At 66.2% G+C, this 24,117-nt stretch carries 16 protein-coding genes and 2 pseudogenes; 6 read left to right on the top strand and 12 right to left on the bottom strand.

What is annotated here, in order from left to right:
* Window positions 1–142: 142 nt before the first annotated feature.
* From RAH39_RS05045 to RAH39_RS05035, 3 genes and pseudogenes are all read right to left on the bottom strand, one after another.
* The gene (locus RAH39_RS05045) at window positions 143–3,469 is read right to left on the bottom strand and encodes a discoidin domain-containing protein (protein WP_306591714.1); all 3,327 of its coding nucleotides are present in this window, start codon (window positions 3,467–3,469) and stop codon (window positions 143–145) included.
* 206 nt (window positions 3,470–3,675) lie between these two features.
* Window positions 3,676–4,104 (bottom strand): IS200/IS605 family transposase, encoded by a 429-nt coding sequence (gene tnpA / locus RAH39_RS05040; RefSeq protein WP_306592105.1) that lies wholly within the window; start codon window positions 4,102–4,104, stop codon window positions 3,676–3,678.
* A gap of 162 nt (window positions 4,105–4,266) precedes the next feature.
* Window positions 4,267–4,692 (bottom strand): annotated as a pseudogene (locus RAH39_RS05035) (recombinase family protein); the annotation flags it as partial.
* Window positions 4,693–4,694: 2 nt separating this feature from the next.
* Here RAH39_RS05035 and RAH39_RS05030 point away from each other — a divergent pair.
* Window positions 4,695–5,180 (top strand): annotated as a pseudogene (locus RAH39_RS05030) (Tn3 family transposase); the annotation flags it as partial.
* 90 nt (window positions 5,181–5,270) lie between these two features.
* Here the strand turns inward: RAH39_RS05030 and RAH39_RS05025 are convergent.
* From RAH39_RS05025 to cysK, 7 genes are all read right to left on the bottom strand, one after another.
* On the bottom strand, window positions 5,271–9,515 hold the full coding sequence (locus tag RAH39_RS05025; protein WP_306591713.1) for a PAS domain S-box protein: 4,245 nt from the start codon (window positions 9,513–9,515) through the stop codon (window positions 5,271–5,273).
* Between the two features lie 187 nt (window positions 9,516–9,702).
* Window positions 9,703–10,257 carry an OsmC family protein gene (locus RAH39_RS05020; protein WP_306591712.1) on the bottom strand — a complete coding sequence of 185 codons (555 nt, stop codon included), beginning with the start codon at window positions 10,255–10,257 and terminating at the stop codon, window positions 9,703–9,705.
* Window positions 10,258–10,419: 162 nt separating this feature from the next.
* Entirely contained in the window at window positions 10,420–11,385 is a 966-nt protein-coding gene (locus RAH39_RS05015; RefSeq protein ID WP_306591711.1) for an MlaD family protein, read from the bottom strand.
* A complete protein-coding gene (locus RAH39_RS05010; RefSeq protein ID WP_306591710.1) occupies window positions 11,382–12,011 on the bottom strand; it encodes an ATP-binding cassette domain-containing protein in 630 nt (209 codons plus the stop codon). The genes RAH39_RS05015 and RAH39_RS05010 overlap by 4 nt, the downstream gene beginning before the upstream one ends.
* Complete coding sequence (locus tag RAH39_RS05005; RefSeq protein ID WP_306591709.1) at window positions 12,008–12,796, bottom strand: MlaE family ABC transporter permease; 789 nt, start codon at window positions 12,794–12,796, stop codon at window positions 12,008–12,010. The genes RAH39_RS05010 and RAH39_RS05005 overlap by 4 nt, the downstream gene beginning before the upstream one ends.
* 45 nt (window positions 12,797–12,841) lie before the next feature.
* Window positions 12,842–13,465, bottom strand: a complete 624-nt coding sequence (locus RAH39_RS05000; protein ID WP_306591708.1) for a CAP domain-containing protein — start codon at window positions 13,463–13,465, stop codon at window positions 12,842–12,844.
* A 121-nt stretch (window positions 13,466–13,586) separates the two neighbouring features.
* Window positions 13,587–14,543 carry a cysteine synthase A gene (gene cysK, locus RAH39_RS04995; RefSeq protein WP_306591707.1) on the bottom strand — a complete coding sequence of 319 codons (957 nt, stop codon included), beginning with the start codon at window positions 14,541–14,543 and terminating at the stop codon, window positions 13,587–13,589.
* A gap of 113 nt (window positions 14,544–14,656) precedes the next feature.
* Between cysK and RAH39_RS04990 the strand changes: the two genes are divergently transcribed.
* Window positions 14,657–15,088: an RrF2 family transcriptional regulator gene (locus tag RAH39_RS04990; RefSeq protein WP_306591706.1), complete on the top strand. Its 432-nt coding sequence runs from the start codon at window positions 14,657–14,659 to the stop codon at window positions 15,086–15,088.
* 10 nt (window positions 15,089–15,098) lie between these two features.
* On the opposite strand, the gene RAH39_RS04985 is transcribed toward RAH39_RS04990, so the two are convergent.
* Both RAH39_RS04985 and RAH39_RS04980 read right to left on the bottom strand, forming a co-directional pair.
* Window positions 15,099–16,289, bottom strand: coding sequence for a type II restriction enzyme NmeDI-related protein (locus RAH39_RS04985; RefSeq protein WP_306591705.1), 1,191 nt, complete (start codon window positions 16,287–16,289; stop codon window positions 15,099–15,101).
* A 145-nt stretch (window positions 16,290–16,434) separates the two neighbouring features.
* Complete coding sequence (locus RAH39_RS04980) at window positions 16,435–19,554, bottom strand: C45 family autoproteolytic acyltransferase/hydrolase (RefSeq protein ID WP_306591704.1); 3,120 nt, start codon at window positions 19,552–19,554, stop codon at window positions 16,435–16,437.
* Window positions 19,555–19,642: 88 nt separating this feature from the next.
* Here RAH39_RS04980 and RAH39_RS04975 point away from each other — a divergent pair, with 88 nt between their 5' ends.
* Genes RAH39_RS04975 through RAH39_RS04960 form a run of 4 tightly spaced genes read left to right on the top strand, consistent with a single transcriptional unit; the run spans window position 19,643 to window position 23,930 of the window.
* Window positions 19,643–20,512: an RluA family pseudouridine synthase gene (locus RAH39_RS04975; RefSeq protein WP_306591703.1), complete on the top strand. Its 870-nt coding sequence runs from the start codon at window positions 19,643–19,645 to the stop codon at window positions 20,510–20,512.
* Between the two features lie 7 nt (window positions 20,513–20,519).
* Entirely contained in the window at window positions 20,520–21,464 is a 945-nt protein-coding gene (locus tag RAH39_RS04970; protein ID WP_306591702.1) for a glycosyltransferase, read from the top strand.
* Window positions 21,461–22,978: a glycosyltransferase family protein gene (locus tag RAH39_RS04965; protein WP_306591701.1), complete on the top strand. Its 1,518-nt coding sequence runs from the start codon at window positions 21,461–21,463 to the stop codon at window positions 22,976–22,978. The genes RAH39_RS04970 and RAH39_RS04965 overlap by 4 nt, the downstream gene beginning before the upstream one ends.
* 4 nt (window positions 22,979–22,982) lie before the next feature.
* The gene (locus RAH39_RS04960; RefSeq protein ID WP_306591700.1) at window positions 22,983–23,930 is read left to right on the top strand and encodes a diacylglycerol/lipid kinase family protein; all 948 of its coding nucleotides are present in this window, start codon (window positions 22,983–22,985) and stop codon (window positions 23,928–23,930) included.
* The last annotated feature ends 187 nt before the right edge of the window (window positions 23,931–24,117 follow it).

Below are 24,117 nucleotides of genomic sequence, written 5' to 3'. Positions count from 1 at the left end.
CAATGGATTAGGTCGATTTCGAAATGGCTATAGAAAAATTTCTGAAACGCCAAGGACAGGATCCCTTGTGCCGAGAGAGCCTTCAGATCGGAAAATTCAGAACGAATGACTTCAGATTCATGGGCATTCAATCAGTTTCATGTCAGTTCCGGGAGACTGGCGACGGTTCACTGCAAATTAGCTTATAGACATGAACACCACAACTGCTGAAGTCGTCAGTAAGTGACCCATCGCTAGAAACTGGTAGGCTACCGCGATTTTCAAACAGGGGTATAGCAGCAATAACAAAGCGGTTGTCCACTTTAAATTTCATCGAAACCTTCACCCGGGGTTGCACCTGGTTAATCGCAATTAAATACAGATCCTGGGAATTGGGATCCATCCAAAGATGGCAGACAATCGGCCAATTTTTTGGGACATCAATATGTGGCACGTTGTCTACCTCTACCTCGTTCGGCAACGGACCCACCGCCAAAGCCGTGCTGATAACACTTATCTCCTCCGCGAGTGAGCTGAACACTCCATCAGCCCACCTCTGACCATCGCCGGGGAAGGGATCGACGCTGGCCTGGCTCTCTTTGCACGCGTTGAACATCCAGCTCAACCAGCCGGTGGCCCCGTGGTCGATAGCGTAGTACAACATGAAGCGCATCTCATTAAAGGTTGGCAGGCGGAAATACCATGTCGGCTCGCTGGGAACCCTTCCGACTCCCTGCAACACGGCCCACCAAGGCTTACCGATTCCTTTCATTTTTTGGCTGAAGGCGTTAATGACGTTACGGTATGGGCCTGGGTAGGTAAGCGTGAATTCGGGGTCGCCTTGGTTGCAAGGGTAGTTGTCGATAAGTGCGATGTCGTAGCTATCTGAAAACAGGTTTGGCAGGTTATCTGTGAAGCAAAAAACGATGAATACGGGCTTTGATGAATATGGGAAGCCAACGCTCGACTGCTTGATCAGCTCATAGGCCTTTTTACATCCTGGATAATCTCCTTCCGAGGGTTCATCCGCTGTGTACCATCCTGCTAGCGCAGGATGCTTGTCGAATTGGCGGACAAAGTTGTTTATGTTTTCCTCAGCTTGAGTATCGCCATTGGAAATTGCGGTTATCCAGCGTCGTGGAAGCTCCAGAATGATTTTTAGGTTGTACTTTGCCGCTTGATCAAGCTTGGCCTTAACTTGTTCATTTGTGGAATTATAAATATACATCAGCGAAATTCCTGCCCCAACAGAAACCATTTCGTCTGGAGAGTTGGAGTTGTAATCGATTTGGTCATACCATCCGACCTGAAACTCCTTCTGTCTTATCACCGGACTTAGGAATCGAACTTCCCCAATTGAAACTAGGTTTTCTGGGTCACTCCAGTTGCTGGAAACCAGGAAACGCAACTTTTGCGCAAGGATAGGCTTGTTTAAAATGTAGTCATACCCGGGCTCACCAGCCCAAGTGGAAGTTCCTTGCTTGAATTGAAATGAATCGGTTGAAGACCAAGCGGCCGAATCGCCTAGAATCTGGAGGCTCACATCCTTCGCGCCACGACTACTATTATTGGAAGTATTATTGTAATTCCATGCGTGAAAACCAGAAATGAGTCTGGGATTATCGAAATCAAATTGGATCCACTTGCCGTTTCCGAAAGGCTCGGTCCCGGAAATCCAATGGTCCTCCTGTGTTGCTCCATGCATTGGCCAACTTCCTGCCAGGTTTCCAACTGGGAAGTTACCGAATAACCCGGAGCCGTTAATGGCATTGATGGGCAGATAGGGCTGGGACCAAGTGGAGCTAGCCATAGCACTTCCGGGTTGGAGCTGAAGGGTTACCGCCATGAGGTCGCTGGACTTGACGACACGAGGAGCTATGAAAAAACGAAGCTCCCCAATAGAAACTAAATTAGATGAGTCGCCCCAGTTGCTCGAAATGATGAACCGGACTTTCCGTGCAGTTACTCCGCTCTCCAGGAAGTAATTGGCCCCAGTTTCCCCCTCCCAAGAAGAAGCTCCCTTTAAAAAGATGAAAGTTCCAGCATTGACCCAGTTCCCTGTCCCATCTTGATACTGAAAAACAACATTCTTGACACCTCGGTTGCTGGAATTGGAGGTGTTGTTGTAGTTCCAAACATGGAACCCAGTGATGAACTGTGTGTTCCCAAGATCGAACTGAATCCACTTTTCATTACCGAACGGTTCCGTTCCAGATATCCAGTGGTCTTCCTGGGTGGCGCCGTGCATGGGCCAAATGCCGGACGTCATGCCAGTTGTCAAGTCGAAGGACAAACCGGAACCGTTGATGGCGTTTCCAGGTAGGAACGATTGACTCCAGAATGAGCTAGCCTCGGCACTCATGGGTTTGGCGAGAAAGGTCTCAGCGATGAACCTTACCTCGCCGATGGAGGTGAGGTGATCTGGGTCACCCCAATTGCTATGGATCAGGAATCGGACGTTCCGTGCAGTTATTTCGCAGGGCAGGGTGTAATCGGAGCCAGCAAAACTGCCTCCCCATCCGTTCGGACCAATATCAAATTGATATACACCTGCATCTACCCAGATGCCGGTGATGTCTTGGTATTGAAAGGTCACATCCTTTGCACCACGGTTGCTGGCATTAAAAGTGTTGCAATAGTTCCAAACATGGAATTTTGAAAGTATGTAACTTCCCCCAAGATCGAACTCGATCGATTTGCCGATCCCAAATTCTTCGGTTCCGGAAATCCAATGGGTGCCCTGGTCGATTTGGTGGTCGGGCCAAACAGAGGGGACGCTTGCGCCAGTTTTAAGATCGACCGACAATCCCCTACCGGTTATGGTGTTAGTTGAATCGTACACCGTCGACCAAAGGGAACTGGCATTGGCACCTACAGGCTTCACTATAAATTTAGGAGCCAAATTAACGACAGATTGTGCAAAAAAACGCACCTCTCCGATGGAGACAATATTTTCAATATCACCCCAATTATTCTTGATCAGGAAGCGTATTTTTCTGGCGGTTATTGGGTTAGATAAACGATAGTCAACACCTGTGTACCCGTCCCAAGTCGAGGGAGCTTGATCAAGCGTCATAGATTCTTGGGTGCTGATCCAATCCCACTGATTGCTTAAATACTGAATTTCGACCAATTTGGCGCCACGACTACTTGCATTCCCTGGGTTGTAGTAATTCCAGGCATGGAAGCCTGAAACAACAAAGGTTGCCCCTAAATCGAAATCGATACTTTTGCCGGTTCCAAATTTCTCCGTCCCGGAGATCCAATTTGTACTCTGATCGATATGATGAGATGGCCATTTGGATGGGATGTCCATATTGGTCAACAGGTCCGAATCTAGGCCGACGCCATTTATCGCCTTTTCGGCGCTGTAGTCATCGCCTATCTTGGAGCTTGCGCTTGCACCCATTGGCTTGACGAGGAATTCATGAGATGCCGAGGCCGGTACCCATATTAAAAAAATAACTAGAAGGCTAAAGATGCGCCTCATGATGGACTCCAACAGATGCCCCAAATAAATGCTAGTAATTGCTGAAGCCCCCAGGGAACCCATCGCGGGCGGAGGTCTCGGTAGAGGGAAACAAGTAAATATCCCCCGGCAGAGCCGGGGGCTTTATCAAGTGAGCCGCTCAAAGCGGCTAAGAGGGGTCGCTAACGCGGCCCCATTTCATCGGTGCCACCTCATGGTGGCCACCCCTACCAAGGCAACATCTGCTCCAAGCGCTGGTCCTCCCTTTCTTGTCGACGGATGTATTCCCGCACTGTTGCTTCGTCGCGCCCCACGGTCGATACGAAATATCCTCGGGCCCAGAAATGCTGCCCAACAAAGTTCCGCTTCCTCTCTCCGTAGACTCGAGCCAGGTGAATGGCGCTCTTCCCCTTGATGAATCCGATCACCTGCGATACCGAATACTTCGGTGGAATTGAAATCAGCATATGGACATGGTCACCCATCAGGTGCCCCTCAATGATTCGGCTTTCCTTCTGCTCTGCCAGCTTCTTCAGGACTTCTCCAAGGTGCGGCCTCAACTTCTCGTAGATCGTCTTCCTCCGACACTTCGGCACAAAGACCACGTGGTACTTACACTCCCATCTGGAGTGGCTTAGACTTTCTTCTGAGTCCATCTCAGTTCTCCTCATGTGTGCTTGGCGGCTCACATGAAGATTTCTGCGGTGGACTCCTGTATATGTCAAACATCTACTGCCTCCCCGGCACAGCCGGGGGCTTTCCTATGAGTTGGTAACATCGAACTCGCGGGGCGATACGTTCTAATGAACAACGATAGCCTAATTCAGAGGGGTTTCCTCTGATAGCATGCGCCCTTGTTCACGCTCCCGATGGGCGATGCCCATGATGGTGTTGATGCTGAGATCCACTTCCTTGGCAATCATGCGGTAGGACTTCCCCTGTTCCAAGAGACGCAGCACTTTGGGGGCGAGGCGGTCGGATTTCGGTCGTTCTCCAGGCTTCCGCCCGAACGTTTTTCCCTTGGCCTTCGCCGCCGCGAATCCGGAACGGATGCGCTCTCTGAGCAGATCTCGCTCGAATTCAGAGAGGGCTGCCATCAAGGAGGCGATGAGCTTGCCCTGGGGTGTGCTCAGGTCGAACTGGAGGCCAGTCTGTGCGATCAGGGACACATTCCATGCCTGCAGATCATGAAGGGTCTGCACCAGATCCATGGTGCTCCGTCCCCACCTGGTGAGTTCCGTAACGGGGAACAGCCGATGCGGAAAGTCTTCTGCGGCGGTTCACGCGACACAACGTCCAGCACCCGGCTTACAAGGCCTTCACCGAATTAGGGAAGGCCATCAGGACCATCTTCCTCTGTCGCTATCTGGCTTCTGAGGAACTGCGCCGCGAGGTAAACGAGGGCTTGAACGTGGTGGAGAATTGGAACGGCACAAATGATTTCATCCTCTTCGGGAAAAAGGGCGAGCTGGCCACGAACCGAAAAGAAGACCAGGAGATGAGCGTTCTCTGCCTGCATTTGCTCCAATCCTGCCTCGTCTACATCAACATGCTCATGATCCAGGAGGTGCTGGAGGATCCCAAATTGCTCGGGCGCATGACGCCCAGGGATCTGGCGGCCCTGAGCCCCCTGCTGACCGCGCACGTCACCCCGTACGGGCGTTTCGGCCTAGACATGGAAACGAGACTTCCCATCAAGGCGGCCACTCAGGATGAGGCATTCGCTACTTGATCCCTGGTTGCACGTTTGTTGGTAGTGGGCCGTCTTGGCGATGATCCTTATTCTTTGAATGCAAGTGGCATGAAGGGACAGGGGCAGGATTCAGTCCTTGGCGGGCTGGATCGCGAGGGTCGCGATCTTCTGTTGGATCTCCTTCGCCGTGAAGGGCTTTCGGATGCTGGTGACGCCGGGGTGGGCGGCCAGGAGCGGAGCCATTTCCTGGTCGCTGTAGCCGGTGGACAGGATCACGGGAATGCCGGGCCGCAGGGCGCGGAGCCGCGGAAGAGCCTCGGGGCCGCCCAGGCCGGGCATGTTCATGTCGAGGAGAACCAGCTCCGGCGCGAGTCCCTCCTCCATGAGCTGCAGCGCCTCCTCGGCGCTGGCGGCCAGCGTCACTTCGTGGTCGAGCATCTCCAGCATGGGCCCCAGGGAATCGCGGATCAGTTCGTCGTCGTCCACCAGGAGGATGCGGAGCGGTTGCAGGGCCTCGGGCTCGGGCCGCGGCGTCGGTTCGGGAAGCATGGCGGACTCCACACGGAAGGGCGGGAAACGCAGGATCGCCTCGGTTCCGGCCCCCAGGACGCTGGACAGTTCCAGGTTGCCTTCATGGGCCTTCATCGTGCCGTAGACCATCGCCAGGCCCAGGCCGGTCCCCTTCCCCTGCGGCTTGGTGGAGAAGAACGGCTCCATCGCCTTGGCGAGCACCTCCGGCGACATGCCTTCGCCGGTGTCCTTCACCCGCAGCTCCACCCCGCCGTTGGCGCTCGCGCGGGTGGAGATGGCGAGGGTGCCGCCGCCGGGCATGGCGTCCATGGCGTTGACGCACAGGTTCATGATCGCGTGGCTGAGGGCGCCGCCGTCCCCGCGCACCCACCGGAGGTCCGGCGCGAGATCCATTTCGAGGTGGATCCGCTTGAGCGTGGTGTGGCTGAGGAGGTGGCCCATCTCGCGCACGAGGGCGTTCAGGTCGAGGGGACGCTCCTCCTGGAGATCCTGGCGCGCGAAATAGAGCAGGCTCTTCACCACCCCGCGACCGCGGAGACAGGCGGTGGTGATCGTCTCCAGGCTCTTCGCCAGGGCCTGCGGGTCGTCCGGATTCTCCTGCAGGCTGGAGGCCAGCCCAAGGATGGCGCCCAGGACGTTGTTCATGTCGTGGGCCACGCCGCCCGCGAGGCTGCCCAGGCTCTCCAGCTTTTGGGCCTGCTGGAGCTGCGCTTCCAGGGCCCGCCGCTCGGCCTCGGCGCGTTTCAGCCCGGTGATGTCCTCCTTGATGGCAATGTAGCCGGTGAGGTCGCCCTTCTCATCGCGCACGGGGGCGAGGATGGCTCGCTCATAGAAGGGTTCGCCGCCCTTCCGGAGGTTCTCGAATTCCCCCCGCCACACTTCGCCCCGGGCCAGGGCCTCCCACATCGGGCGGTAGTGCTCGGGCGGCGTCGACGGGGACTTGAGGATGCGGGGATTGCGCCCGAGGGCCTCCTCCGCGGCGTAGTGCGTGGTGGCCGTGAACGCCGGATTCACGTACTCGATCCGGCCCTCGGGATCGGTGATCACGATGGAGAGCGGGCTCTGTTCCACGGCCACCGTGACCTTCCGCAGCGCCTCCTCGTCCTGCTTGCGGTCCGTGATGTCCTGGATGATGCCCACCAGGGCCCGGGGGTGGCCCTCCTCGTCGTAGTGGAGTTCGCCCCGGCCGTGGACCCACCGGCGGACGCCGTCGCTCACGCGGATGATGGGGTATTCCAGATCGAAGGCTTCGTGCCGCGCCACGAGGCCCGCCACGTAGCGCTCCATCCGCTCCCGGGCTTCCGGCACCACCAGCGCCCTCCAGCTCTCCAGGGTGCGGGGATGATCGGGACCCACGCCGAAGATCCGATCCAGTTGAGCACTGCTCTTCCAGGAATCCGCGCGGATGTCCCAGGCGTAGGTGCCGACGCCGCCCGCCTGCTGGGCCTCGCGGAGCGACCGCTCGCTCTCCTGGAGCGCCAGCTCCACCTCGCGCCGCCGCGCTTCCCCGGCCAGGTGATCGAGCGCAAAGGAGATGTCGACGGCCGCCTCTTCCAGCAGAGCCACTTCCTGCACCCCGAAGAAATCCTTCTCGTGGGCGTAGACGGTCAGGGCGCCGCGCACTTCGCCGCCCTCGCGGATGGGAAACGCCGCGATGGAGGCGAAGCCCGCGGCCACCAGTTCCTCCCGCCATGGGGAAGAAGCCTGGGCGGCGATGAAGTCGTTCAGGATGCACGGCCGTCCTAGGCGGATGGCCTGGCCCACGGCGCCCTGGCCCTCGGAGGACTGGTCGGCCCGGACCACCACGCGATCCAGGAGGCCCGTGGTGTCGCCGTGGCGCCCCACCACCTCCACGCGGTGGGTGGCGGGATCCTCCCAGCCGATCCAGGCCATGGAGAACTTGCCGAAGACCACCATGGCGCCGCAGATCTTGGCGAACAGCGTCTCGCGCGTGGCGGACCAGACGATGGCCTGGTTGACCTGGCTGAGCGCGGCATAGAGCTGCGTCATCCGCTGGATCTCGTGCTGGCGCGCCTCCCGCTCGGAGATGTCGCGCATGAAGCTGATCACGCCCCGTTCGCCGTCCAGCCGGACCAGCCGCGAGCTGACCTCCACCGGAAAGGTCGATCCGTCCCGGCGGCGGTGGCGGGTCTCGAACCTCAGGGCGCCGACGACGCGCAGCCGGGCGAGCTGTTCCTGCACGAGCGGGGCCGCTTCGGACAGGCGCAGCATGGAAATGGACCTGCCCCTCAGTTCTTCCGCCGTGTAGCCGTAGCTCTCCACCGCGCGCTGGTTCGCCTCGCGGATGCGGCCCTCCTCGTCCAGGAGCAGGATGATGTCGTTGGCTTCGCGCATCAGCCACTCGAACCGCTGCGACAGGACCAGCTGGGCGTGGACCATGCCCGCCTCGCGGTGGCGCACCATCAGGCCCACCACCGCGGCGGCCAGCGCCAGGAGCGCCATCAGGCCGGCCCCCGTGACCCAGACGCGCTGGCGCATCGGGCCGTACACGCCGGCGGCATCCACCTTGGCCGCCACTCGCCAGGGCGTCCCCGGCACGTCCCGCAGCACAGCCAGCACGGGCACCCCGCGCCCGTCCCGGCCCGTCGCCAGGTCCGCCTCTTCCTTGGCCGGATTCAGCACCAGCCCCGGCACTCCGCCGGGAGGGATCATCAGCGTCTCGATGGGCGCGCCGGCCCGCCAGGACTCGATTCCCGACCCCAGCGCGGACCGGATGTCCGCCGTCAGAACCAGCCAGCCCGATTCCCCGGATCCCAGGGGAATCCGCAAGCGCAGGCGGCCGTCCGCCGGCTCAGCGAGAACTTCGTCGGCGCCCGCCTCCGCGGGAACCGCCAACCGGACGCGGCCGTTCCCATCCACGAGCGCCGCGTGCTGATACACGTCCCGGCGCAGCTCCTTCAGCGAGGCCTCGACCTCCGCCGCGGGAATCCGCGAAGCGCCCGAGAGGAAATCGCGGAGCCTCGCGTGGAGGTAGACGCGGCTGCGCATCTGGTCGGCGTCGGAGTGTCGCTCGCCGTACCAGGCCTCGGCCTGCCGCGCCTTGAGGCCGGCGATGGCCGCCAACTCCTCCTGCGCCTGTTGCCGCGCGCTCCGCAGCTGGCTTCGGAGATGGAGCGACCCGACGATCAGAATCACCGCGCCCGTCGTCAGGAAAAGCGCCAGCGGGCCCGCCCCCGGCCAGCGACCGGAATCCCCGTTGGGGCCGTCCTTTCGGGTCGAGAGAAGCTGGAACGCGGCCAGCGGCCAGATGTCGCTTCCCCCCGCCAGTAGGAGCGCCAGGCCCAGCAGCACCGCGCACAGCGCGGAGGGCAGGAACATCGGCAGGGCCGAGGCCTCGTACAGGGACGGCGCCCCCGCCGCATGGCTGACCACCACCACCGTCCCGATCACCAGCGGCACATGCACGCCCACCGCCGCGGCCTGCCGCGCGCCCCGGGACGGCGCGGGCGAGAGCCACCGCAGAAGGGCGGAAAGGGCGATGCCCACCACCGCCACGGCCATGGTCCCGGAACTCCAGCCGCCCAGCGGAAGGACCGCGCCCGCGATCCCCGCCCCTACCGCCATCCCCGCGGCAAGCCGCCGGAGGGGCGCCGAGCGGGGGCGTCCCTCAGCCAGGAGAATCGCCACCGCCAGGAGGCCCATCAGCCCCAGGCCCACGGGCGGCCGGAGGGCCTGGCCCGATCCGAAGGTCAACAGCACGTCCACGCCCAAAAGCCTGCCGGCGATCCCCAGCACCACCAGCGCGAGGGCGCAGGTCGCCAAGGCCACCACCACCCGCTGCACCGTCTTCTGGAGAAAGGGCCCTGGGGGCGGAGGCAACATCATTCGGCTCGCGTCCAAAATGTGCGGGAGATCCCGGCAGAACTTCCGGACAGGACAGATCGGCGCACGAAGGCGACCGGTCGGATGGACTCCAATGTCCCACCAGGAACCCCTTGTACACCAGCATCTGTGATTCAAATCACGCGTGGGTCTTTAATTCGCCGCAGGCGGTCGCTCCGCCTCTCCGCTACGTTTCGATGCGCACGTCCACCGGATTCCGGAACGCGTCGAGAAGCGGCGAAGTCCGGGCGGCCCGCGCGTGGAGTTCCTCCACCTCTTCCGGCGTCCCGCTGCACGCGAGGTTCACCTTGATCCGGATCTGGGAAAGGCCGGGCCCGACGGAAGGGTCCGTCTCGAAGAACCCCCGCAGATCGGCGTCCGTCTCCAGGTCGAACCCGAGGCTGGCGATGTCGATTCCCATGGCCGCGGCGGCATAGGCGTAGGTGGCGCTGAGGCAGGCTCCCAGGGCGTGGAGGGCCGCTTCCCGGGGCGTCGGCGCGAGGTCCGTGCCCAGCAGCACCGCGGGTTCATCCCCTTCCAGAAATAGGGGAACCGGCCGGGCGTGCTCCTCGCCCCAGCCGTACACCGAGCCGAAGGCGCTCTGGGAGTGGGCCCGGTTGATCCACTTCACGCGGGACCGGAAGGTGAACTGCGCGCCCGCGGGCTCCTGCTCGACCCGCGCCCGCATGGCCTCCAGCTCTTCCACGTTCACGCCGTTGCGGATGGTCGCCAGGTTGCCCATGGTTGCTCCTGCGAAGTGGGGCGCGGGGAGCACCCGGGAATTCCGCCTGCGGCGGCCTTGAGGTTCCTTCCCAGGATGCCGCGCGCCCCCCGTGAAACAAGGTCGCAAAATTCAAACCATGCCCCTTCCACCGAAAGGATATAAAACGAACGATCCAAAGACCTACTTGGGATCTGAGCCCTTGCGGGCCGCCTCCGCGGCCTTTCGCGCCCGTTCGCGCTCCGCGTCCCCGGGCTGTCCCCACACCGCCCGGCTGGGCCGCTGCTTGAGCAACTGGAGCAGTTCCTCCGCGGATTCCAGCGAGCGGCGAAGCGCGCGCAGACTGGCGTCCACTTCCGGCTGCTCCTCCGTCCGGAAGCGCCCGAGGGCGCCGTCCGCCTGCTGGAGCACCGACGCCAGCCCCGTCACGATGCGGTCCAGCTCCGGCTGCCGCGCTTCCAGCAGGCCCCGGGTCAGGCTCAGGCTCTTCTCCAGGTCGGCGAGGGCCCGGTCCGCCCCCGCCATGCTGCGGTCCGCGTGGGCCGCAACGCCCCGCCCTTCCCGCGCCAGGGCCTGGAATTCCGCCAGCGTCGCGTCCAGGGAGCGAAGGGAGCGCGCCACCGCCGGATGCTCCAGGAAGTCATCCACGCCCCGCGTCCGGAGGCGGTCCCGCAGCGCGTCCAGCGACAGGTTCAGGTTCGCGAGCAGGCCATCCGCCCGCTCCAGGATGCGGCCCGGAGACGCGCCCTCTTCGCCGGCGATTTCCTCGCCCTCCGCCAGCGGGACGGTCCGCTGGGCGAGCTCCGGAAGGCGCAGGTCGAGCACCGCGCCGCCCACGCCCTTGGGCGCGACGACGGCACGGGTGCCCCGCCACAGCCGGATGTCCTCGCGCACGGCGATGACGGCGCGGAAGCGGTAGTCCTCCCCTTCGCGCAGCAGGTCCACCCGCTCCACGCGGCCCACGCGGTAGCCCTTGAGCTGCACGTCCGTGCCCGGCCCGAGGCCCTCCATGCCGTCCAGCCGCACCCGCAGCCGGTAGGTGCGCTCGGTCACCGCCCCGGCGTTCTTGTAGGCCACCAGGCCTCCGAACAGGGCCAGCGCCAGGAGGACGAAGCAGCCGAGACGGACGTCCTGCTTGTCGAAGTTCATGGCGCCTCCGCTGGAAGGGAAGAATTCCGGAGCTCCAGCCGCGGAGCCTCCAACCCGGGAAAGGCCGCGGCGTCCTCCGCGGCGAGGAGCAGGGTGACCTCCGGATCGGCGGCCCACCCGAGAATCAGCGCCAGGGCGGTCGCGCGGTCGGCGGCATCCAGCCCTTCGAGCGGGTCGTCCAGGAGGATCAGGTCGGGCGCCAGCGCCAGCACCCGGGCCAGGTTGGCGCGCTTCCGGGCGGAGGCGCCCACGGCATGGGGGCGCAGGTCCGCCACCAGCCGCAGATCCAGCCGATCGAGGGCCGCCTCCGCCCGGCGGTGCGCCTCGGCCCGCGAAAGGCCCAGGAAGCGCAGGGGCAGCGCCAGGTTCTCCGCCAGGCTGAGGTTGGACAGGAGACCGCCCTCCGCGAATGCGAATCCCATCCGGACGCGGCCTCCTCCTGCCACCTTCACGCCTCCGGCCCGCGGAGCCTCGATCCCGGCGATGGCCTTGAGCAACCGGCTCTTGCCGGAACCGCTGGCTCCCGTCACCAGCAGGGTTCCGCCCCGCGCCACGTCCAGGTCGAGCCCCTCCAGCAGGGGCCGGCCCTCGGGCGTGTCGCAGGCGAGGCCGCGGACTTCGATCATCGGGCGTAGAACAGCGCGGCCACGAGGCCGTCGACGAGGAACACGGACACCAGCGTCGCCACCACCGTCCGGGTGACGGCCTGGGGGATCTCGGTGCGGCTGCGGCGGATCCCGAGGCCGAAATGGCAGGCCTGGAAGGTGATCGCGCTGCCGAACAGCCCCACCTTGAGCAGCGTGGCGGCGAAATCCAGGTTGGACAGGGACTGTCGCACCGATTCCATGAAGAACCCGAAGGTGACACCGTGATTCAGGCGCACCACCGCGAATCCTCCGGCGAGCGCGGCCCCGTCGAACAGCGCCACCAGGGCGAAGAGGGAGACCACCGCCCCCGCCCACCGCGGCAGCAGGAGGTACTGGTAGGGGTCCACCCCGTGGACCACCAACGCCTCCACCTCGCCGTTCAACTGCATGGCGCCCAGTTCGGCGGCCATGGCCGTGGCGCTGCGCCCGATCACCAGCATCGCCGTCAGCAGCGGGCCCAGTTCCCGCAGGACGATCACCACCATCAGGGCGCCCACATAGCGCTCGGCGCCGAGGGCGGACAGCTGGCTGAAGGCCTGGATCAGCGTCACCGCCCCGAGGAGGAAGGCCGTTCCCATCACCAGCCCGGCCGCATCCAATCCCGTGAACCTCACCTGGAGGCGGATCTGCTCTCCCACCACCGCCCACTGGCCGGAGCGCAGGGCGGCTCCGTGGCGGATCGTGCTTCCGCACAGCCGCGCCTGGGCTCCGAGGAAGGCCAGGAAGCGGCGCACCGGCGCGCCGAGCCGCGCAAGGAAAGCCATCTCTCACCCGAGGTAAGGGCCCAGGCTAGCAGGAACGGTCCGCCCTCAGCGTCGCTCCACGAAGCCGTCCGCGTAGTCGATGACGATGATCGTGCGGTACTGGCGATGGGGCGCGACGCCCGCCCCGGCCTGGTGGAGATCCGGATTGAAGAGGCTCCGGCGGTGACCGCGGGACGCCACCCCGTCGTCGATGATCAGTTGGAGGACCACCTGGCGCGGGTCGTCCTCGTAGGTGGCGATGTTCTCGGCGATCAGCCCGTGCCACGCCCCCAAACGGTTCAGCCGCGCCGACAGCGAGCTGCCGTCCGCCCCCGCGTGGTCGAGGCTGCCCCGGGGACCGATGTCCCGGGCATGGGCCCGCGCGGCCCTCGCCAGGCCCTCGTTGAAGCGCAAGGGCCCCATGGGCTGGAGGGATTCGAGAAAGGCCACGGCCTCATCAAGCGCCGCCACCCCTTCCTCGGTCCGCAGGGGCACGCGGTCCGGCCGTTTCCACAGCGCGCCCTCGAAGTAGGGACGCAGCTCCCGCAGATGGGCCGCGTACGCCCGGGGCCGCGCCCGGGCGTCGCTCATCTCCTGCACCACCGCCCGCTCGAAGGCCGTGGCCTTCTCCTGGGGCGGCGCCTGGGCGCCCAGCGCCAGCGTCGCGAACACCAGCGCGGCCAGCCCCATGGGCACCTCCGAAGGTCGACGATAAATGAATTTCAACCGCAGATGGCCGCCGATGAAAAAGCCTCGCAAGCTTTCATCTGCGCCCTCTGCGACATCGGCGGTTAACCCCTCTTTCCATCCCTCAGATGGCGGGCCCGTCGATCTCCGCGAACAGCGGATGGGTCAGGTAGCGCTCGCCGGTGTCGCACAGGACCGCGACCACCGTCTTGCCCGCGCCCAGCTCCTTCGCCACTTCCAGGGCTGCGAACACGATGGCGCCGGTGCTGATCCCGGTGAGCAGGCCCTCTTCCCGCGCCAGGCGCCGGGCCGTGGCGATGGCGTCGTCGTAGCCCACGGGGCGGATGCGCTGGAAGGCCTGCCGGTTCAGGATGCCCGGCACGAAGTTGGGGCCGATGCCCTGGATCTTGTGGGGGCCGGCCTGCCCGGTGCTGAGCAGGGGCGAGGTCTCGGGCTCCACGGCCACGACGAGGGTTCCGGGTTTCTTCTGGGCCAGGATCTCGCCCACGCCCGTCACGGTGCCGCCGGTGCCCACGCCGGCCACGAAGGCGTCCAACTCGGGCACCTGCTCCAGGATCTCCAGCGCGGTGGTGCGGCGGTGGACGTCGGGATTGGCGGGGTTGTCGAACTGCCGCACCAGGAAGTAGGAAGGATCGGCGTCCGCCAGCTCCTGGGCCTTGTCCACCGCGGCCTTCATCCCGCCGGAGCCGGGCGTCAGCACCAGCTCCGCGCCGTAGGCCTTCAGCAGGGCGCGGCGTTCCAGGGTCATGGTGTCCGGCATCACCAGGGTGATCTTGTAGCCCTTGGCGGCGGCCACGAACGCCAAGCCGATGCCCGTGTTTCCGCTGGTGGCTTCCAGCAGCGTCATGCCGGCCTTCAGCGCGCCGCGCTTCTCCGCGTCCTCCACCATGCTCAGGGCGATGCGGTCCTTCACGCTGCCGCCGGGATTGGCGCTCTCCAGCTTCACGTAGACCTTGGCGGAACCTTCCGGCACCACGCGGTTGAGCCGGACGACGGGCGTGTAGCCCACCAGCTCGTAGGCGTGCTCGACGCGGTTGGGACGATCAGTGGGCCGGGCCATGCGTTCCTCCTGGGATGTCGGTGCGAGCCGAATTCCTTCCAGGATGGAGGCGAAAAACAAATTGTCAAGTTTGTTAATTCATTTTATTATGTATCTGTACATCGGAGCATCGCATGAAGGCGTCGGCAAAGGGGCGGTACGGGCTCCAGTTCATGGTGGATCTCGCCCTCCACGCGGGCCGCGGCCCCGTGCAGGTGGAGGCCTCCGCCGGCCGCCAGGATCTGCCGCCCAAATTCCTGCGCGTCCTCCTGGGTCCCCTCAAGGCCGCCGGATTGGTGAAGGTCCAGCGCGGCCCCAGCGGCGGCTGCGAGCTGGCCCGGCACCCCAGCCACATCACCGCCCTGGACGTGCTGGAGGCCCTGGAAGGCCGCCTCGGCGGCGGCAGTCCCCTGGCCCTGGACGCCCCCGCCGGCGCCCGCGCCGTCCGCGACCTCTGGACCCGCACCACCGACGCAGCGCGGACCGTCCTCCGCACCACCACCCTCGCCGACCTCGCCGCCAAACAGCAGGCGCTGGAGGTGGACAGCCACGGGTACTCGATCTGACCCCTGCGGCTCAGACCACCTTGGCCAGCCGGCGGAGCACGTCCCGGTCGGCCCCGAAGCGGCAGATGGCCTCGCAGTGGTCCTCCAAGTCCCTGAAGGTGATGAGGCCGGGCCGGTTCCGAAGCTGGGCGAAAGCGGGGCGCGCGAGCTGGGCCCGCACCTCGCCCTCCCGGGCGTCGGGAGCGATCAGATACAGGTGGGGCGCCGGTTCCGGCAGCGACAGGCTCAGGTCCTGCAGCCGCAGGATGCCGGAATAGATCGAGGTGCTTTTCTCCACCTCGAAGGCGCAGGTCACGTTGCCGTTCTGGAGCCAGAGCACATCGATCAGTTCGATGGTGCCGCGGACCTCCGGGGACAGGCCCTCCAACGGAAGGGCAGGAAGCGACTGCTCGCCCAACGTGCCGCCGTAGTGGCAGGGGACGCTGCGATCGTTCCGGGCCACCCACACCTGGTACCCGACGGACTGGCCGATGCGCAGGAGATGGGCCTGCATGCGGGCATGGGCCCCGATTTCCTCGGCGTCCTCCTCGACTTCCCGATGCCGCTTCTCGAGCACCTTTTCGCGTTTCTTCGCTTCAAAGGCCAGGGCCGCTTCCACCGAGCCCTCCGTGGCGACCTTCCCGATTCCGATCTCGAACAGCAGGCCGCAGAAGGCACCCAGATCCTTCGAGAAGAGGGGTAGATGGCCGGCGTTCAACTCCAGGATGGCGGCGCGCAGCGTCAGATAGTCCGCCCAGGATCCCAGCCTCAGACGCGCTCCCGTCAGGGCATTGAAGCCGTTCAGGATCGCGGTGTTGAAGGGGGGAACCAGCGTCGGATGCAGGAAGTAGAGGATGTTCGCCGCGGCGGGACCCAGTCCCTTGATCCGCAGGCGGTCGAGGGTCGCGATCGCCTGGAGGATCTGGTCTTCCTTCGTCGCGTGCAGGACCTCCGACAGGAAACGGGCGAAGGCGAGCTGGTTGGCCCGGTCCTCGTAGATGTCCGGGATCCGCAGCTTGGGCTTCCAGTAGAAGGCGTGGGCCGCCCCCTGGAACACCTGCTTCTGTTCGGTGATGGCCATCATCACCACTTCCAGGCTGGAGCCGCGGTAGTCCTGGGGGAACCGCCCCGCCAGGATGTCATCCACCACGGTCTGCACGCCCCGGCGGATCGTGCGAAACGCCTTCAACCGGTCCTCGCCGAGGAACCACGTCCGATGCACCGATTCCGGGTCCTCCCGGTATCGCTCAGCAAGCCTCGGGAGGCCCTGGGCTACCTCAGTCACCGCGCGCTCCTGTGGAAAGGATTTCTCCCCAGGCTAGCGGCGGCGCTGCCTGGGATAAAGAGGCCGACGGATCGGCCTTGGTTCAGGGCTTGAGCTCGATCGAGAAGCCGCCGGGCTCGGCGTGTCCCTTCACCTGGATTTCGCTTCCCCGGTAGACGGCCCAGCCGGGCAGGCCGCGGGGGAGGGCTTTGGTCATGGCCCACTGCTGGACGCGGCTGTTGGCGAGGATGACCGTCATCATCCGCTTGGGGTTCCAGGGGTTGGGGAAGGCGGCGAACAGGCCGTCGTCGGGGCGGCCGTAGGTGCGGCCCTGCCACGCGAACCAGCCGGGGCCAGCCTGGAAGGGAAGCCTGCCCTCGGCCTGGAGGCGGGCCAGGACACCGTTGTCGGCGGGGCCGCCGAACACCACCAGGTCACTGGCGGCGAGATCCGCGTCGCTCACTTCCGCGTCGGGCTTCAGGGGCAGCAGCACCTCGGTCATGTTGTCAGCCAGGACTTCGCGGTAGTTCAGTGCGAGGGTGCGCTGGGCCTCGATCTCGCGGCCCGTGCCGACCACCAGCAGCCCGGCGCTCCAGTCGTCCAGCAGGTTGCCGGGCACCCAGAAGTTGCCCCGGGCCAGCGGCACGTCGTTCCCGGTGTTGAAAGCCAGGCGGGTGGGTCTCGCGTCGCTGCGGAGGGTGAACGAGGCCTTCGCGTCCTTCACCTCCAGCCGCTCCAGCCGGGCGCCCTTGTCGGTTTCCAGGCTCGCGAAAGCGATGAAGGGATAGGCGGCGCCGGTCTGTTCGACCTCGACCTTCACCTCGAAGGCCTCGCCCGCCTTCTCGACGTGGGCCCGCACCCTGGGCGCCGGCAGGTCGGCCCGCTCGATCCAGGGCTTCAGGATCGGGGAAACGTCCTTCCCCGCGCCGTCGGAGAGCGCCTTCAGGATCTGGGAGGTGGAGGCCGCCTTGCCGGCGTAGCGGCTCTGGACGGCGCCCATGGCCCTGGCGAAGGCGGCATTGCCCAGGTGGAGGCGGAGCTGGTGCAGCGCGAACGCGCCGCGGATGCGGGGGATCTGGTAGGCGCCGTAGCGGCCGTAGTCCGTGGCGGTGGCGGCGGGGGCCTGGGCGCCTTCCTTGGCGTCCAGCCACAGGTGGCGGGTGGTGAGGTCGGCGAGGGCCGCGGCCTGCGCCTCGTAGGCCTTCGCGGGAACGCCGGGCAGGTTCTTCAGCTGCTGCCAGTAGGCCGCGGATCCGCTGACGAACCAGTTGTCGGCGTCCGACGCGGGCCGGACGGTACCCGTCCACAGCCCCTTGGCGTCATAGGAGAAGGCCTCCTTCACCGCGGCCACGTCGGGCGCGGGCGCCGCCTTGGCGGGCTTCTCCGGCTTCCAGGCGGCCTTCGCGGCCTGGAGCTTCTCGGTGATCCAGATGGGGCTGAAGGCGGTGTAGCCGTGGGTCAGGTGCGGCGTGGCGCCGGGCAGATCAGCGATCCACCGCCCGCCCACCATCTTCTCCCGCAGGGTGGTCTTGCCCTGGTGGGCGATGAACACCAGCTTCTCCGCCATCTCGGCGGTGGTCAGCTTGGCGTCGCAGGCGTGGGGCCGGTTGATGGGGCTCGTGGCCATCAGGCGCGTGGCGGAATCGATGTCGAACCCGCCCTTGCCGTAGGTCCGGAAGGCCTCCTGGAAGGCGATGTCGCGGTTCCAGGTGTTGAAGGCCAGGTCCGCCGGGGCGTTGTCGGGATTGGAGACGTACTCGCCCCGGACCTCGGGATCGCGGTTGTTGTTGTTGGCCCAGATGAAGTCGCGGTGGCCGCCCGGCGTGTCCGCCGCCTTGCCCTTGCTGCCGGTGCGCCACAGCTTCGTCTTCTCCGTGCCCAGCAGGAAGCAGGCGCCCTCGTCGGTCTTGGCGTCGGCCATGGTCCAGTCGTTGGTGTAGAGGCCGTTGTTCTGCTTGAACAGGATGGCCGCGGCCTCGTCGATGCCGCCGGCGTACTGGGCGGCCTTGCGGATGCGGTTGCTCTGGGGTGTGCCGTCGGCGTTGAAGGGCGTCTGGCCCACCGTGGTCTCGCCCATCACCAGCCCGCTGGCATTGAGATACCAGTCGGTGCCGCTGTGGATGCCGCCGGCGAAGGTCTGCATCACCAGGCGCTTTCCCTTCTCGGGAACGATGTCGAGCATCACGTTCCACTCGGTGCCCGTGTAGCCATTCCACATGAACATCTGGGTGAAGATGAACCGGCCGGATTTCGTGGCGCCCTTGGTGGCCACGAAGGACGAGCAGTGGTCGCCCTCGCCGCCCTTGGCCGCCTCGTCGTCGCCGGTCATGAAGGTGCGGCCCGTGAGCGGATTCGGCGCGTGGGCCAGGCCGTCCTGGAGGGAGCTCATGTCCACGGCGCTGTTCAGCGTCACGATGTCCAGCAGGTCGAGGTCGCGGCCCTTGAACTTGGCGCCCGCCTTCACCGCGCCGTCGGTGATGCCCTTCATCTCCTCCAGGTACTCCACGTCGTATTTCCTGAAGAACAGGGCGTCCGCCGTCTGCCGCTGGTCGTTCCAGCCGCGCACGGGATCGGCGGCGTTCTTCAGCACGCCCAGCTTGGTGACGTAGCGGACGATCTCGTCGGCCATCAGCTCGCCGTGCTGGCGGCCCCGGGCGTAGGGCGCGCCCTCAATGTGCAGGAAGGTCCAGCCGCCCATCTCGTAGCGGAAGCCCTTCCCGGCCCACCGCACGGTCTGCATCGGGATGAACTCGGTGATGTCCTCCACCTTCTCCAGCTTCACGGCGCTGAAGGCCGCGGCGCCCGTGGCCTTTCCGTTCCGCCCGAGATGGAGTTGGACGCGGTCGCTGGGGCTGGTGGCGAGGAACAGGACGGACACCTTCCGTTCCGACGTGCCGGCCACGCTCTGGGACGCGTTGGTGAAGGGGAAGCTCTCCATGGCCAGGCAGGCGCCGAGGGGCGTGGGATACCGCGCCAGGGCGTCGGCCTTCACGCCTTCGGCGCGGATGGTGGCGCTGAGGCGGTACAGCTCGCCGACCTGGAGCGCCACGGGCGCCGACGCGAGGACGGCTTCGGAGCCCTCCGCCGCGGCTTCCAGCCGGAGGCCCGCGGCCTTCGCCGTGGATCCGGGCTTCAGCGCCCATCCCGACACGGGAAGGTCGGCGGCCACGGCGGCCAGGGTCGCCAGGGCCATCAGCAGGCCAGCGCGAAGCGATCGGATCATGGGGAGCCTCCGCGTCCCAGCATGCCAAACCCGCGCTGGAATTGCCTCGCTTTTTGAGGCAATTTCGCGGCCCGGCTACCCTGGGGACATGGCGATCAAGAAATGGACGTTCACGGTGGATCCCGGCGAGGCGAACCTGCGCCTGGACCAGCTCATCGCCCAGCGCACGGACCTGTCCCGCCGGACGGCGCGGGAAGCCCTGAAGCTGGGCGGCGTCCAGGTGGACCGCAAGCGGACGCGCGTCGCCGGCAGGTTGGCGAAGCCCGGCGCCGAGGTCCGCGTGGCTTACGATCCGGACCTGCCGCCGGTGCCGGACGTGGCCATTCCCGTGGTGTACGAGGACGCCTGGATCCTGGCCGTGGACAAGCCCGCGGGCCTGGCCACCCAGGGCACCTGGGCCACGGACCGCCACGACCTCCTGGCCCTGCTCAAGACCCAGCGGCCCGACCTGAAGCCCTTCCTCCACCATCGCCTGGACCAGGGCACTTCGGGCCTGCTGGTCCTCGCCAAGGATCCCAAGGCCAATCCCGGCCTCGCGACGGCCTTCGCCTCCCGGGAACTGGAGAAGCTCTATTTGGCGCGGATCTCGGAGCCCCTGGACGCCTGCACCGTGGAGGCCCCCATCGGCCGCCGGCGGGGCGCCGATCCCGGCCGCTTCGGGTGCGAGGGGGATCTGATCGACCCCAAATCCGCCCGCACGGATTTCCGCCCGGCCACTGCGGAGGAGACCGCCGGGCTGGCGCCGGGCCACTACGTCGTCGCCCGCATCCACACGGGCCGCACCCACCAGATCCGCGTCCACCTCGCGCACCTGGGCCGCCCCGTTCTTGGCGACGCGCTCTATGGCGGCGCCTCCTCGGACCGCATCTGGCTCCACGCCTGGCGGCTGGGGCTCAAGCACCCCATTACCGGCGAGGACCTCCGCCTGGAGGCGCCGCCCGCCCGCTTCCGCGCCTGAGGTCCGCATGAACCTTCCCGCTCCCCTGCCCCTCCGGATCGCGGTGCTCATCCCCTGCTTCAACGAGGAAGCGGCGATCGGCCAGGTGGTGGCGGATTTCCGCCGGGCCCTGCCGGGCGCGACCATCCACGTCTACGACAACAATTCGACGGACCGGACCGTCGAGGTGGCGCGGGCGGCGGGCGCCTTCGTGGGCACGGAGACCGCCCAGGGCAAGGGCCACGTCGTCCGGCGGATGTTCGCGGACATCGACGCCGACGTCTACCTGATGGTGGACGGGGACGCCACCTACGACGCCGCCAGCGCCCCCCGGCTGGTGGAACGGCTGGTCGGCGAAAGCATGGACATGGTGGTGGGATCGCGGACGGAGATGGCGCGGGAGGCCTACCGAAAGGGCCACCGCTTCGGGAACCGGCTGCTCACCGGCGCGGTGCGCGTCCTGTTCGGCCAGCGCTTCACGGACATCCTGTCGGGCTACCGCGCCTTCTCCCGCCGCTTCGTGAAGAGCTTCCCGGCGCTGTCCGGCGGCTTCGAGATCGAGACGGAACTGACGGTCCACGCGTTGGAGCTCTCCATGCCCGTGGCGGAAGTCCCCACGCCCTACGGCGCCCGCCCTGAGGGCTCCGCCAGCAAGCTGCGGACCTACGCGGACGGGTTGCGGATCCTGCGGCTGATCGCCGCCCTCTACCGCAACGAGAAGCCCCTCCAGTTCTTCTCCATCCTGGCGGGCCTGCTGGCCGCCGCGGCCGTGGCCCTGTCCGTCCCGGTCTTCCTCACCTACTTCGCCACGGGGCTGGTGCCGCGGTTTCCCACCGCCATCCTGTGCACGGGGCTGATGACCGTGTCGGCCCTGGGCTTCACCTGCGGCCTGATCCTCGACACCGTGACGCGGGGCCGGAAGGAGCTGAAGCGGCTCGCCTACCTCGCCATCCCGCCGGTGGGCCGCCCGTGAGCCCGCAGCGGCGCCCCGCCTGGACGGCCCGGCTCAAGGCCTGGGCCGCGCCCGCCCTTTTCCTCTTCTACGCCCTGCTCCTCTTCGGGGGGACGGCGCTCTTCCAGAGGGGCCTCTTCGAGCGGGACGGCTACTTTCACGCCCGGCTCGCCGCCATGATGCCGACGCGCGGCCTGTCGCGGGCCTTTCCCTGGACGCAGCTCAGCACCTGGCGCGAGCAGTTCTGCGACAAGGAGTTCCTCTACCACCTGGCCATGGCGCCCTTCGCCCGCCTCGGGGACGACCCCATCCTGGGCGCGCGCATCTTCGGCGTCCTCCTGTCGGTGGCGGTCCTGGCGGCCTTCTACGCGGTGCTGCGCGCCCACCGGGTGCGGTTTCCCGTGTTCTTCGCGGCCCTGCCTCTGGCCACCGGCGGACTGTTCATCGCCCGGCTGGGGATGATCCGCTCCCACGTCCTGAGCATGCTGCTGCTGATGCTGGGCCTCCATTTCCTGCTGGAGCGGCGGTGGCGGCCCCTGCTCCTTCTGGGCTTCGTCTACGCGTGGAGCTACACGGTGCCCTTCGTGCTCCTCCTGACCGCGGCGCCCTTCGCCCTCGGCTGGTGGGCCGGCGGCGGGCGGCTGGACCTCCGGCCGTCGGCCGCCGCGGGCCTCGGTTCCGTCCTGGGGCTGGCGATCCATCCCTACTCGCCGCTCACCCTGGAGACCTTCCTGACCTACATCCAGGTCTTCCGGCTGGGCCTCCAGGGCTCCGCCGCGTCGGGCTTCGAGCTGGGGAACGAGCTCTATCCCTACTCATGGCCGGTGTTCTTCGACATCTATCCCCTGCTGCTGATCCTCGTCGCGGGCCTGCCCATCGCCCTCGTGCTGGGCCGGAAGCGCCTCGCGCCGGGCACCGTGGGCATGGGCGCGGCGGCCCTGTTCTGGTTCGGGATGACGGCGGCCTCGCCGCGCTTCGCGGAGTACTCGGCGCTGCTGGTCTGCGCCGCGTGGGCCCTGGTCGCCCGGGACCTGGGGCCTCTTCTGGAACGGCCTGGCACGTGGATCGCGCGCCGCTCCGTGCGCCTGGCCGGGGCCGGCCTGGCCCTGGCCGTACTGGCGGGCTTCCACGTCCGGTCGCTGGACTTCTACCGCGTCTATCAGACGGAGGCCGCGCCGCCCCGCTTCTTCACGGGGGCCTGCGCCTGGATGGCCCAGCACCTGCCCCCCGGCGAGACGGTGATCAACCTGTTCTGGGACGACTTCCCGGAGCTGTTCTACGACGGCGCCCGGCAGACCTACCTGTGGGGGCTCGATCCCACCTACTCGCTGCGGGACGATCCGGCGCGGGCGAAGCTGCTGGAGCGCCTGCGCCGGCACGACGCGCCCCTGGACGCGCAGGTTCTGAAGACGGAATTCCGCGCGCGCCACCTGGTGCTGCGGGCCAACCGCGCGGGCCGCTACCCCGAGCTGAACCTCGCCCCCTTCCGCGCCGTCTACCGCGACGAGCGGGCGGTGGTGTTCGCGTGGGAGTGATGGGATGAAGCTTCCGCTCCTGTTCAATCCCGCCTCCGGTCCCATCCCCAAGGATCCGGACGCCCTCCTCCGGGTCCTGCCCAACGAGCTGCGGGAGCGGGTGGAACCGATGGCGTTCGGCCCGCCTTGGGACTTCGAGCCCGCCGTCGCCCAGGCCCTTCGCGCGGAGGGTCCCCTGCTGGTGTGGGGCGGCGACGGCACCCTTCATCACGCCGCCAAGGCCCTGATCGCCCGGGGCTGCCCCGTTCCCCTGGGCGCCGTGCCGGGAGGCAGCGGCAACGGCCTTGCGCGCGGGCTGCGCACGCCCCTGGAACCCGCGGGGGCCCTGCGCCGCCTGCTGGAGGGGCGCGAACTCCGCGTGGACCTGCCGCGCCTGGACGGCGAGCCCTTCCTGAATGTGTGCGGGACCGGCTTCGAGGCCGCCGTCGCCCACCGCTTCGGCGCCCTGCCGGCGCGGGGGTTCAGGACCTACGCCCAGGCCTGCTGGCAGCTGTGGCGCGGCTGGGATGCGACGGACCTCACGTGGGAAGCGGAGGTCGCGCCCGTTCCCGCACCGGCCACCCGCGGGGAGCGGCTGCGCGCCGCCTTCCACGGCCCGCAGCCCGAGCTACCCCCCTCCGCCTGGAGCCTGTGCTTCGCGAACCTTCCCACCCACGGAAGCGGCTTGTGGCTGGCCCCCGGCGCCGATCCCACGGACGGCGCCCTCCAGTGGGCGGCGCTGGCGCGGCCGGGCTGGATGGATCTCCTGGCGGAAGTGCCGGACCTGTTCCGGGAAACCGGCCGCACGGCGCTCCGGCGCGAGGGACGGATCCGCCACGCGGTCCTCCGCCTGGAGCGCCCCCTTCCCTGGCATCTGGACGGCGAACCGGCCGGGGAGCGGGACCGCGCCGAACTCACTGTCGAGCCCCGCGCCTTCCGCATGCAGGTGACGGGCGCGTGTCCGTGGACCTGATCCCCCTTTGCATTCAAAAAATAAGGATCACCACCAAGGCGGGAAGGGCGCTAAGAATGACACCCCCCAGTGGGTAGGGCTTTTGTTGATTCCTTCGCGTCTTGGCGGTGAAAAGAGATCTTAGGTCTGGATCGCCCTTGGTATGACGAGCGAAGGCCCGCTTCCGCGGGCCTTCAGGGGATCGGAC

Origin of the sequence: Geothrix sp. 21YS21S-4, assembly GCF_030845995.1 — a bacterium.
Lineage (GTDB): Bacteria > Acidobacteriota > Holophagae > Holophagales > Holophagaceae > Geothrix.
Note: the sequence above shows the minus strand (reverse complement) of the source record. Positions and strands in the feature narration are given on the sequence as shown.